The sequence below is a fragment of the Archangium violaceum genome (assembly GCF_016887565.1).
Classification (GTDB): domain Bacteria; phylum Myxococcota; class Myxococcia; order Myxococcales; family Myxococcaceae; genus Archangium; species Archangium violaceum_B.
In genome coordinates this window covers 5,837,571-5,849,051 of the sequence record NZ_CP069396.1, presented here as the reverse complement: position 1 = coordinate 5,849,051, position 11,481 = coordinate 5,837,571, and the positions used below count along the sequence as shown (strand labels likewise).

6 protein-coding genes and 1 tRNA gene are annotated in these 11,481 nt (G+C 65.6%); 3 read left to right on the top strand and 4 right to left on the bottom strand.

What is annotated here, in order from left to right; genetic code table 11:
- Positions 1 to 246: 246 nt before the first annotated feature.
- Positions 247 to 320: transfer RNA gene (locus tag JRI60_RS23835), tRNA-Arg, on the bottom strand.
- Between the two features lie 473 nt (positions 321 to 793).
- On the opposite strand from JRI60_RS23835, the gene JRI60_RS23830 reads away from it, so the two are divergent.
- The gene (locus tag JRI60_RS23830) at positions 794 to 3,472 is read left to right on the top strand and encodes an SH3 domain-containing protein (RefSeq protein ID WP_204228186.1); all 2,679 of its coding nucleotides are present in this window, start codon (positions 794 to 796) and stop codon (positions 3,470 to 3,472) included.
- An 11-nt stretch (positions 3,473 to 3,483) separates the two neighbouring features.
- Positions 3,484 to 4,095: a hypothetical protein gene (locus JRI60_RS23825; protein WP_204228185.1), complete on the top strand. Its 612-nt coding sequence runs from the start codon at positions 3,484 to 3,486 to the stop codon at positions 4,093 to 4,095.
- 133 nt (positions 4,096 to 4,228) lie between these two features.
- On the opposite strand, the gene hppD is transcribed toward JRI60_RS23825, so the two are convergent.
- Together hppD and JRI60_RS23815 are read right to left on the bottom strand one after the other, a co-directional pair.
- Positions 4,229 to 5,299 carry a 4-hydroxyphenylpyruvate dioxygenase gene (gene hppD / locus JRI60_RS23820; RefSeq protein ID WP_204228184.1) on the bottom strand — a complete coding sequence of 357 codons (1,071 nt, stop codon included), beginning with the start codon at positions 5,297 to 5,299 and terminating at the stop codon, positions 4,229 to 4,231.
- A 57-nt stretch (positions 5,300 to 5,356) separates the two neighbouring features.
- Positions 5,357 to 7,405 (bottom strand): fused MFS/spermidine synthase, encoded by a 2,049-nt coding sequence (locus JRI60_RS23815; RefSeq protein WP_204228183.1) that lies wholly within the window; start codon positions 7,403 to 7,405, stop codon positions 5,357 to 5,359.
- A 131-nt stretch (positions 7,406 to 7,536) separates the two neighbouring features.
- On the opposite strand from JRI60_RS23815, the gene JRI60_RS23810 reads away from it, so the two are divergent.
- Entirely contained in the window at positions 7,537 to 8,895 is a 1,359-nt protein-coding gene (locus JRI60_RS23810; protein WP_204228182.1) for an MFS transporter, read from the top strand.
- 12 nt (positions 8,896 to 8,907) lie between these two features.
- On the opposite strand, the gene JRI60_RS23805 is transcribed toward JRI60_RS23810, so the two are convergent.
- On the bottom strand, positions 8,908 to 11,466 hold the full coding sequence (locus JRI60_RS23805) for a DUF5916 domain-containing protein (protein ID WP_204228181.1): 2,559 nt from the start codon (positions 11,464 to 11,466) through the stop codon (positions 8,908 to 8,910).
- Positions 11,467 to 11,481: the final 15 nt, after the last annotated feature.

Sequence of the window (11,481 nt, the reverse complement as noted above, 5' to 3'; positions counted from 1 at the left end):
AGACAGTGCGTGTACCGGGTGAGACAACCCGAGCGACCTCCTGCATGGGACGGCTGCCGCAGGAGTACGCGCAGGAGAACCCGCCCGGGCCCCTGGCACCCATCCTGCAGGCAGCGCCTCAGGGCCGAGTCACCCCACCCAGCGCGTGTCGCAGCTTCTCGTCCATGGGGTGCCTCTACCACACCTCCCCGAACACCCACGGACGAAAAAAAGCCCCGCCTCCGAGGGACACGGAGGCGGGGCGAGTGGCCCCGGCTGGAATCGAACCAGCGGCCTGCGGTTTAGGAAACCGCCGCTCTATCCAACTGAGCTACGGGACCAGGACTGCGGGGGGATTTATAGCAGGCGACCCGCCTTATGCAACGACCGCGAACAGCCGGAAAATCTGACGCCACGACGGGCCCGTGGGCCGTTCACCACTGACCACACCCGAGTTCGACGCCATGCTGTGACTCAGGCACTCCTGTGCGCGTACGGGGCGAGGAGCCTCCTCTACCACGGGCAGGCAGATGCGGAAGGTGCGCCCCTCCCTGCTCTGCACCGACAGCTTCCCCCCGAGCCCTCGGATGTTGTCGTGGCTGATGGCCAGGCCCACGCCCGTGCCCGCTCCCCGGACAGGGAGTCAGACGATTCATAGGGGCGAGGTGTCGGCAACGAATCCTTTGACATCTTCCACGGCGGCACCCGAAGGACCACGCACTGCAACCGTACTTCTGGGCGGCCATCACCTTCCCAGTCCGAAGCGTTTATACTGCCGGCCGGGCAGAACGCTCCCTCTTTGGCGTGGACGGTCATGACCGGCACCAACATCGAATATCGGGTCAGGGCAGGCGACACTCTGTACAGGATCGCCCGGCGTTACAACGTCACGGTGGAAGTGCTCTCCCTGAACAACGGCATCAGCGATATCAATCGCATCTGGGCTGGTCAGGTGCTGAAGATTCCGCAGGAGCGCCAGTCTCCATCGAGCCCTCCTCCAAAGCTACTGACCCACCGAGTCCTCGCAGGCGAGACCCTATCCAAAATCGCCCAACGCAACAACGTTACGGTGGAAGCGCTGACCCAGGCGAATGGCATCAGCGATCCCAACCGTATCGTGATTGGTCAGGTGTTGAAGATTCCGCAGGAGAGTCAGCCCACTGCTCAGTCCCCCGCCCCGAGCACCCAGGCCTCCACCGCCAAGACTTCCAGCATCCAAGCCTCCACCGCCAGGACTTCCAGCACCCAGGCGCCGAAGACGGTCCCGTACAACGCAGGCAAGGCAGTCAAGAGTTTTGGCCGGGTACGTAATGACGAAGGAGTGAATCTTCACGAAAAACCCAAGCCTGATGGGGCCATTCACAAGAAGCTCCCGTTCAACACACGGGTTTATGTTAGCCATGAACTCCCCGGCGACTGGTACTTCGTAACGCTCGATGATGGGAGCTTTGGCTACGTTTATTCGAAGTACGTGAGCATCAATCCCCCAGACCCCGAGGCGGTCCTCCACAAGATCAAGCCCAACGAGGGCGCTCTGGAGATTGTGACGCAGTACTACAAGGTCAAGCCCAACGAAGGCTTCCTGGGGATCGTGAAGCAGCTTCACACGGGGAGCACTATCTCCTGGGGACAGGATTGGGGGCAGGACGAGCGGTACTATGTCAATGTCCTCGTCGAAGCCAACCGCAGAAAAGGACTCAGCGGTATCTACAAACCGTATGCGAGCGCGGATTGGAACAAGACGCAGACTCGTGAGAAATATCTCATCTGGATTCCCAGCCTCGAATTCGCCAAGAGCATGCGGGGCAAGGTGGGTTCGGGCTCTATCAGCCATGACGTCTGGCAGGCAGCCAAGCTCACCGCCGAGATCCTCGGGGATTACATCCTGGGACATGCGGCATTCTCAGCGGGCCTGATCCACGGCATACTCGAATCGATATGGGATCTCCTGACCGGACTCGTCGACCTGGTGGAACTGGTCTGGAAAATCTTGAAGAGCCTCATCACCGGCGAGTTCCTCTCAGACCTGAAGAAACTGTGGGATCTTGTAGAGAAGATGGACTTCAAGGCTTTGGTCGAGGTGGGACTCGAAGCCTTCCGTTCTCGCTGGTACGACAAGAACTTCCTCAAGAAATGGCACTTCCGTGGCTGGGTGGTTGGCTATGCAATCGCCGAGATCGTCATGGCGATCATTACGGGGTCCGCTGCCCTCGTGAAGTGGGCGGGCAAGGCTGGGAAGTTCAGCAAACTCATCGCAAAGTTTCCGAAGGTTCTCGAACTTGCGAAAAATGTGACGACTGTCTCGAAGAGCATTCCGGACGTTGCGAAGAAGAAGCTCGTGAAGGCAGTATCCGAGGCGTCTGAAAGACTCCCTGGAAAGAGGCTTACGCCCGATAGTTCTCCCAAGACACCAACGGCTCAAGAGGTCGCCGATCGAGCAAAAGCACTGGAGAAGAGCAAGACTGCAGCTGAGAATGCTGAAGCCCAGTACCAGGCTGCTTTAAAGCAGTTCCGCACGACCCTCCGGGCTAGCCTCAGCACGTTGAACTCGGGCGTGAATCCAGACCTTCTCCGCCAGATGGTCGCGCTGGGCTACGCCGCCGCCAAGAGAGGCATCAAACATTTCGACGTCTTCTGGCAGGAAATGAAGACAGCGGTCGAGTTCAAAGATCTCGAAAAGTTGAGTCCGGAGCAACTGGACGAACTGGCGTTGGCGTTCAGGAAGGGCGTCAATGAGGCCGTCGACGAGGCCAATGCCGGGAAAAAGGTCTCCCGAGACAAACTCCCAGAGGAGCCCAGGAAGGATCCCCCCAAGTTCCGGAAGCCGCTGAACTACAAGGAACTCTCCGAGCAGATACGGAGCGTCTATACGGCGGCGAACGTCGATGAGATCGCCGCCGCTGGCGTGAGATTGGGGTTGAGCGACAAGCAAATCATTGACTTCCTGGAGATGGGGTCCATCGCCAAGCCTAGCAAGAAGCCACCCAAACTACCGCTGACACCCGAACAAGTCCAAGAGCAGATGGAGAACTGGGTGAAGATCATCCAGTCCCGAGGCTATCCCTATCACTTCGACAGCTTGAAGAAGTTCCAGCAGTTCCAGTCCAGACTCAAACAGCTGCTTACGAAATACGGCATTCCGGATGGGCGGATGGTGATCCAAGGCTCCTCGCTCAGAACTCCTGATGCCAAGGACATCGATGTCGCCATCTTCGTTTCGGATGAGGCGTTCTTGAAGTTCGCTACCCGATGCGCCGATGGAATCGCCGGCAGAGCCCAGAACCCGCACGCCGCGCGCAAGATCCTGAAGGATCTCGAAAAGAGAACAAAAGATGGCTTCGTCCCGAAATATTATTTCGACCGGGTCACTCCAGAGATGACCTTCAGTGACGAGGTTACGAGCCTCATTGAGGATGTATTCAAGGTCAAGGTGGATCTCTCTGTCATGAAGTCCTCGAGCAAGCTAGACCTTTATCCTTCTCTTGATCTGTGAGGGATCCGATCATGAAGACTGAAGAGCGCGTGAAGTATTATGATGGATTCGTGGTAGAGGACGGCCAGGAAGTGACCGCCGAAGCGGCGCGGGGGCTGGCAAATCATGCCAAGGCATTCTTCAGTGCCCCTGGCCAGTTGGATCGGGTCGAGCTTTATTCCCGCGGAAAGCTCTCCCGGGTCGACTACCCCGGCGAGCGCAGCGACGACGACGTCAAGGCCACTCATTCCAAAATGTACAAGGGGGTTGGCTTCACGACCCGGCGGAAGCTGACGGCCGTCCGCGACCTCATATGGGAAGAAGCTCATTCCTATTCCGCTTCCGGTGGGCTGGAAGGCTTTACCCTCATCCTCCAAGGCCAGAGCGGTCGTGGGTTGATGGAAGTCAACCTGGACAAGAACAAGAAGGTGCTGGGCGTAACGAAGTATTACTGGGAGGACCCGGATGATCTTCGGTACGTCTTCGAATACAACCAGGGCGGCCGGCTGGTCAGCGTCTATGATCTCATGTACGGGGATCAGGCCTCCTTCGAAGACCTGAAGAAAGCCCTTCCGGATTCCCACTTCTTCGAGAGCGGCCTCAACCTGCCCAGGGAAATTGCCAACACGGCCATTCCCCTGTAACCCGCACCAGTTTCTACGGAACGGTACGTATCTGTAACCGCTTCCACGGAACAATGACGACGATGCGCCGGTGGGGCTACGGACGGGCTCCGAACACTTCGGACCCCATCAGGCCCCTCCTGGACCCCCTCCCCTACGACGCCGCCGCCCTCATCTGCTCCCGCTCCACCGCCTGGAACAGGGCCCGCACGTTCGCGCTCCCGAATCCCCGGGCATCCTTGCGCTGGATGATCTCGAAGAACAGCGTGCGCCGGTCGTGGTCCGACTTGGCGAAGATCTGCAGCAGGTAGCCCCACTCGTCCCGATCCACCAGCACGTTGAGCGAGCGCAGCACCTCCACGTCCTCGTCGATCCGCCCCACCCGCTCGCCCAACATCTCGTAGTAGCTCCCGGGCGTCGTCATGAAGCGCATGCCCCGCGCGCTCAGGCCCCGCAGCGCCGCGGCGATGTCGTCCGAGAGCAGCGCCACGTGCTGCACCCCCGACCCGCCATGCTTCGCCAGGAAGTCGTCAATCTGCCCGGGCCGCCCCGGAATCGGCTCCTGCATCGGGAACTTCACCCGCCCGTTCGCGCTCTCCACCACCTTCGAGTTCATCCCGCTCGCCGCCGTCTCCACGTACTCCGTGTGCGACAGACGGAACCCCAGCACCTCCTGGTAGAAGCGCACCAGCGGATCCAACTGCCCCAGCTCCAGGCACAGCGCGAAGTGGTCGAAGTCCAGCAGCCCGTGCGGCAGCGGCGTGGGCTCCGCCTCGAGCGCCACGAAGCCCTCGTACCAGCCCCGCTGGAGTCCCTCGGGACGCTGGATGAGCGAGTGCCGCACGTTGCCCACCACCTCCACCACCGCCCGCACCACCTCGTGCCCCGCCACTCGCGTGGTCACCGGCCGGGCCACCGCCTTGCCCCCCGCTCCCACCACCCGCTCGAACACCGCCGCCGCGTCCTCCACCCTCAGCGCGATGTCCGCCACCCCGTCCCCGTGCCTCGCCACGTACTCGGCCACCGGCCCCGTCGGCTCCAGCGCGGACGTCACCACCAGCCTCATGCCGCCATGCCCCAGCAGCACCGAGCGCCGACCCGCCAGCCCCGTCTCCGGTCCCGCCACGGCCAGCTTCCGCAAGCCGAGCCGCGCCACATAGAAGTCCGCGGCCGCGTGCGCGTCCGCCACGTACAGCTCGATGTGCTCGATGTCGATGATGGCCATCTCTCTTGCCTTCCTTCTCGACTGCCTCAACTGTCCGAGCCGGAGCGCTCCCCCCCCTCAGGTGGAGGAGGTCTCTCGCAGGATCTCGGTCAGGGAGGGGACGGCGCGCGCCCCCTCATTCTCGTCCACCAGCACCGCCGCGCCGACGTAGCGACGGAAGCTGGCCACGGTCCCCTTCGCCTCGGCCTCTCCGGCCTGGAACCGCTGCTCACAATCATGGATGACGCGGGTGTGCAGGTACCGGGCGAGCTCCGGATACAGGCTCTCCCGTGAGGTCCGCGCCACCCACGCGAGCACGTCCCGGCAGTACGCCTCGCCCCCCTCCGCCTTCATATAGGAGGAGTAGCCGTGCATCGTCGGGGAGAACGCCTCGCCAATCTCCGCGTAGTGGCGCGCGCTGATGAGGCGCAGCTGCGTGTCTCCCGGCTCGACCACCGTCTTGTTCCACTCCGGCAGCCGCCGCGCGCGGGAGAGCGCCGACAGGTACATCTCGAAGTTGCCCTTGAGGTGCAGCTGTGCCTCGGGCACCCACGAATCCGAGAACGGCTTCAGCTCCCGCCGCTCGTCCGGAATGGGCACCAGCGCCAGGCGCGCCATCGCCACCGAGGCCCGCAGGTTGGGCTCGACCTGCTCGTCCAGCGCCATGCGCTCCAGCTGCTGGTAGAGCTGCTCCGCGCTCGTCTTCTCGCGGAAGGCGTACAGGTGGCCGTGCTCGAAGAAGTCGTTCTGGAAGAGCGAGGCGAAGCCCACGCGCAGCAGCGCCGAGTGCACGTGGCGCACCGGCACGAAGGGCTCCGGCTGCTCCAGTCCCGTGGTGACGTGGAAGTCCCACAGGTTGGTGTTCATCTGCATCACCCCGCCGGGCGCCAGCCGCGCGTACGCCAGCGCGAAGAACTCCTGGGAGACGCAGTGCGCGGGGATCTGCTCGCCGGAGAAGATGTCGACGACGATGTAGTCGTACTCACCCGTGTCCTCGCGCAGGAACAGCCGCGCGTCCTTCACCACGTGCGTCACGGCCGGCTGCTGGAGCGAGGGCACGAAGCGCTTGGCCAGATCCACCACCAGCGGGTCGATCTCCACCGTGGTGATCCGCGCATCCGGCACGGCCGCCTGGATGGCCGCCACCACGCCTCCGAGCGCCGTGCCGAGCACCAGGTAGCGCCTGGCTCCCCGCGCCAGCCCCACGTTCACGTAGGCGGTGGTGAACTGATCCTTCAGCGGCTTGCCCGGGTACACCGTGGAGTGGATGTAGCCGCGCGAGGGCATGTACTCGAGCCGCTCGTCCCCGTCCTCGTCGATGGAGCGGAGGATCTTCACGTTCCCGTAGAGGGACTCGGAATCGAACACCACCTGGGCGCCCCTGTAGGAGAAGGGCGTGGGGGCCTTGCGCAGCGCCGGCACCGCCACCGCGCCCACCAGGGCCACCGAGGCCAGCGCCACCACCGCCATCCGCCGGCGCGCCACCAGGAAGCCCAGGGCGATGATCAGCAGCTCCGCGACGATGAACACCGCCAGCGTCTTCTGCACCCCGAAGAGCGGGATGAGCACGAACGAGGGCAGCGACGTGCCGATGATGCTGCCCACGTTGGACACCGCCATCAGCTTGCCCGCCGTGGCTCCCACCGAGCCCAGCTCCGAGGAGTGCACGGCCAGCAGCCGGATCAGATAGGGCGACACCTGGCTGAGGGCCAGCATCGGCACGGCGTAGAGCACCAGCGTCGCCGCCGCCGGCGGCACCAGGTGGCCCGTGAGCTCTCCCGTGAACGAGTCACGCAGCCCGAAGAAGAAGTCCAGCAGCGGCTCCGCCAGCAGCACGCCCGTCAGCACCACGTACCCCACCGCCGACAGCAACATCCCCAGCAGGAACTCCAGCGACGAGAAGCGCTGCGAGAACCAGCCGCCCAGGTAGTAGCCCGCCGACAGCGCGATCATCACCAGCGCCAGCAACAACCCCGTGACGTAGATGGAGGAACCAAACGTGGTCTGGAGTACGCGAAAAGCGCACATCTCCAACAACATCACGTTGAACCCCCCAAAAAAGGCCAACCCATGCAGGTACAGGGGCAGCACTCGTGAGGCGGGCAACGTTGCAACGGGGTTGGACATGTCCAGTATTGGTTACCATGCCGTAGGACCGCAAAACAAGCTGAACCCGAAGAAGCCGCCGGACTCGCGATTTCCGAGAATCCCGGCTTTTGAGAATCCAGGGATGTTACACTAGAGTGCGCGACCCCCACATGGACAGCACGTCGAAGACCCCAGCCCCTGTCAGCCCCAGCCTGGCGAACTTTGGACTGCTGTGGCTGGGCCAGCTGGTGTCCCTGCTGGGCTCGGGGTTGACGTCCTTCTCGCTGGGGGTGTGGACCTATGAGCGCACGGGCTCGGTGACGGAGTTCGCGCTGATCACCCTGTGCTCGGTGGCGCCCGTGGTGGTGCTGTCACCGGTGGCGGGCGTGCTGGTGGACCGGTGGGATCGGCGCTGGGTGATGTTCGGCAGCGACACCGCCGCGGCGCTCAGCACCCTGACGATGCTGCTGCTGTATTCCACGGGCCGGCTCGAGGTGTGGCACGTGTACCTGGGGGTGAGCGTGTCGGCCGCGGCCAGCATCTTCCAGGAGTCGGCCTTCACCGCGGCCACGACGATGCTGCTGCCGCCACAGCACCTGGGACGGGCGAGCGGACTGGTGCAGCTCGCCCAGGCCGCGGGGCGGACCCTGTCCCCACCGCTGGCGGGCATGCTCTTCGTCCACTGGGGGCTCAAGGGGGCCATGCTGCTGGACCTGGCGAGCTTCGTGTTCGCCATCAGCGCCGAGCTCCTGGCGCGCATCCCCGCCCCCACCCGGAGCGCCGAGGGCGAGCGGATCCGCGATCAGGGACTGGTGGCCAACCTCACCTTCGGCTGGCACTACATCACCTCGCGGCCGGGGCTGATGGCGCTGCTCGGGTTCTTCTCCATCGTCAACCTCACCATGGGACTGGCCGAGGTGCTCGTCACGCCCCTGGTGCTGCGCATGGACACGCCGCAGAAGCTCGGCTGGGTGCTCGGGTGCTGCACCCTGGGCATGGTGATTGGCAGCCTGGTGATGAGCGCCTGGGGTGGGCCCCGCAGGCGCGTCCTCGGCGTCCTCGGCGCGGGGGTGCTGTACGGCCTGTGCGTGATGCTGACGGGGCTCCGCCCCTCGCTGCTGCTCATCACCCTGGCGGGCTTCGGGTTGATGTTCTTCAACCCCCCCATGGGCGCCTGCAGCCAGGCGCTGTGGCAGACCAAGGTGCCCGCGGACGTGCAGGGCCGCGTCTTCGCGGTGCGCACGGCGCTCGCCTGGGCGTCGACGCCCATCGCCTACCTGGTCGGTGGACCCCTGGCCGACCGCGTCTTCGAGCCGATGCTGATGCCCGGCGGCGCGCTGGCCTCCAGCGTGGGCCGCGTGCTGGGCGTGGGGCCCGGGCGCGGCATCGGGTTCTTCATGATGTTGATGGGGCTGCTGGCCATCCTCGCCGCGATCGGCGCGTACCTGTACCGGCCGGTGCGCGAGCTGGACGACGAGCCCTCCTCCTCCGAGCCCGCCCCGGCCGGCTCCGTGGCCAGCCCGGGCTGAGGCCCGCCACCCTCACCACGCGTAGCTGGCCTTGAGCATCACCGTGTCCGAGCTCGGCCCGCTCAGCAGCGTCCGGGGCGTGAGCGAGCGGCTGATGACGGCACCCGGCGGGGGCGGCAGCTCCTCCTGCGCGCGCGAGTAGACGAGGAAGAGCGTCGAGCCGAGCCGGTACTCCCACCGGGCCACCAGGTTCACGTTCAGCGCGGAGGTGTGGAAGCTCGGATCGTCGACATCCCCGCTCGCCATCTGGAGATCGCTGAAGCGGAGGATGCCTCCGCCCGGAGCCTCGGCGGAGTAGAACGGGCCATAGTGGCCGTATCCGGTGAGGAGCTGCGCGTACGCCTGCAGGGTGAGCCGCGGGGTGATGACCACGAGCTGCCGCAGCGTCAGCGTCAGGAAGCGCGGCAGCAGCTGCGCGAAGAGGATCCGGCCCTGGCCGTCATCCCCCACCCAGCGCGGACCGTCCTGGGTCGCGTTGTAGCCGGTGGTGAACTCCGTCTGGAGGCGCGGCAGCGGACGCCAGGTGAGGCCCACCGTCACGTCGTAGCCCACCTGCCCCTGCGTCAGCGCCTCGTCGCGCGTCCTGTCCAGGTAGCCGCTGAAGTTGAAGGACAGGGGCTTCGTCGGATCCGTCTCGAACTGGAAGATGCCGAAGACGAAGGACGGCCGCTGGAAGGCGATGCCCGCCCCGTCGATCTCCCGGAGATCCAACCGGCCCCGCTCCAGGCCGAGCTCGAAGTAGAACGAGGACAGGTCCGGCAGCACGCCATCGGCCGTCAGCACCGTCGACTGGTTGAGACCGATTCCCCGCCCGTCCGTGGACCACCGGCCGCTGGCCAGCACGCCGGTCCACAGCTCGGCGAACGGCCCCCAGCCACTGCTGTAGCCGTACTCGACGTGAGCCTTCGCCTCCTGCTCGTTCTGCACGGGCTGGTAGCCCGCCGCGGTGAGATCCAACTTCGGGGAGGCGTGCTGGTACGAGAGCGTCAGGCGCCACGGCTCACCGCCCAGCTTGCCGCCCTTCAGCCAGGTGCCGAAGCCCATGTCCCCCGAACGCAGCCGCGTTCCATCGCGCAGCAGCACGCCCTCGGAGGGACCGCCCGATACGCGGGAGCCATCCACCTGGCCGAGCAGCGCGTAGGCGCCACTCCTGCTGCGGAACGAGAAGTCCGCCGCCACGCCCTGCCCACCCCGGGGCGTGCAGCTCGGGTCTCCCGCCGGCACGCCCGTGGGGCAGCGCGCGGTGAGCGGATTGACGGAGGTGACCATGGCGCCGACACGCGCCCCCTCCGCCAGCTCGGTCCGCACCACGCCGGCCAGGAAGTTCGTCGGCGCGGACACCTCCGCGGGCAGCGAGCTGTTGGGCGCGAAGTGGAACGGGCGCTCCGGGTGGAACTGGTAGCGGCGATCCAACGGCAGCGAGTCCGGATCCTTCCCCTCCGCGATGGCCTGCGCGCGCGTGGGATCCACCGAGCCCATCACCACCGCGTCGAGGAAGCCGATCTGCACGCCCTCGCGCACGGTGCCCGTCAGCTTCACCGCGCCGAGCAGCGGCGTCGTCAGGCCGATGCGCCGCGAATAGAAGAGCGACTGCGCCGAGCGGCCATCCGCCGAGCCCACCGGCTGGAAGAGATCCAACCCCTCGAGGAAGAAGGGGCGCTTCTCCGGGAAGAAGAGCTCGGAGGTGCCCAGGTTCACCAGCAGCCGATCCGCCTCCACCTGGCCGAAGTCCGGGTTGATGGTACCCGTCAACGACAGATCGCTCGTGAGGTTGGCCTGGAAGTCGAGCCCGACGTCGACCGAGGGATCCACGAGCCGCGACTGGGAGGTGAGCCGGCTGGCCAGGTAGGGCGTGAGCGTGAGCTGGCCCCCGTGGTGCAGGCCCTTCATGTCGCGCAGCTCGGTGAAGCGAGACACCAGGGCGTTGGCCTCGCGCGGGATGACGACCGAGTCCAGCTGCTCGTGCGTGCGGGCGATCTCCCGGCGCACGTGGAAGCCCCAGAGCTGCTCGGGGACCTCGGGGAAGCGCAGCAGCCGCAGGGGCAGACGCAGCTCCGCCGTCCACCCCGTCTCCGTGACGGCCGAGCTCCCCTCCCATACCGCGTCCCAGTCGGTGGAGATGTTGACGTCGTCGGTGATGCGCCCGTCCTCCAGCGTGCCGCCCGCGTTGATCGCGAAGACGTAGCCGGTGGTCCGGTCCCGCAGGCTGTCCACCATCACCCGCACCACGTCCGAGGCGGGGATGGCATCGCGCCGGCCGATGCCCCGGTGGATGGACCCGGGCTGGCTGTCATGGGCGGTGATGCCCACGTAGAGGTTGCGGTCGTCGTATACCAACCGCACCTCGGTCTTCTCGCTCGGAGCGGTCCCGGGCGTGGGGAAGCTCTGCGTGAAGGAGGAGAACACCGGCGCGGTGGCCCAGGCCGGCTCGTCCAACCGGCCATCGACCGCCAGCGAGCCCTCGGCCCGCGTGGCCTGGAAGACCGCCGCCGGCTCCTCGGCCGCCAAGGCCGGACGAGCAAGGCCCACCACGAGCCCCACCATCCGGGCCCACCACGCACTCTTCTTCACTCGCTTCCCCATGAC

Excerpts from the sequence above, each read along its gene's own strand:
- JRI60_RS23810 (WP_204228182.1), top strand. The coding sequence starts at position 7,537 with ATGGACAGCACGTCGAAGACCCCAGCCCCTGTCAGCCCCAGCCTGGCG.
- JRI60_RS23830 (WP_204228186.1), top strand. The coding sequence starts at position 794 with ATGACCGGCACCAACATCGAATATCGGGTCAGGGCAGGCGACACTCTG.
- hppD (WP_204228184.1), bottom strand. The coding sequence starts at position 5,299 with ATGGCCATCATCGACATCGAGCACATCGAGCTGTACGTGGCGGACGCG.
- JRI60_RS23825 (WP_204228185.1), top strand. The coding sequence starts at position 3,484 with ATGAAGACTGAAGAGCGCGTGAAGTATTATGATGGATTCGTGGTAGAG.
- JRI60_RS23815 (WP_204228183.1), bottom strand. The coding sequence starts at position 7,405 with ATGTCCAACCCCGTTGCAACGTTGCCCGCCTCACGAGTGCTGCCCCTG.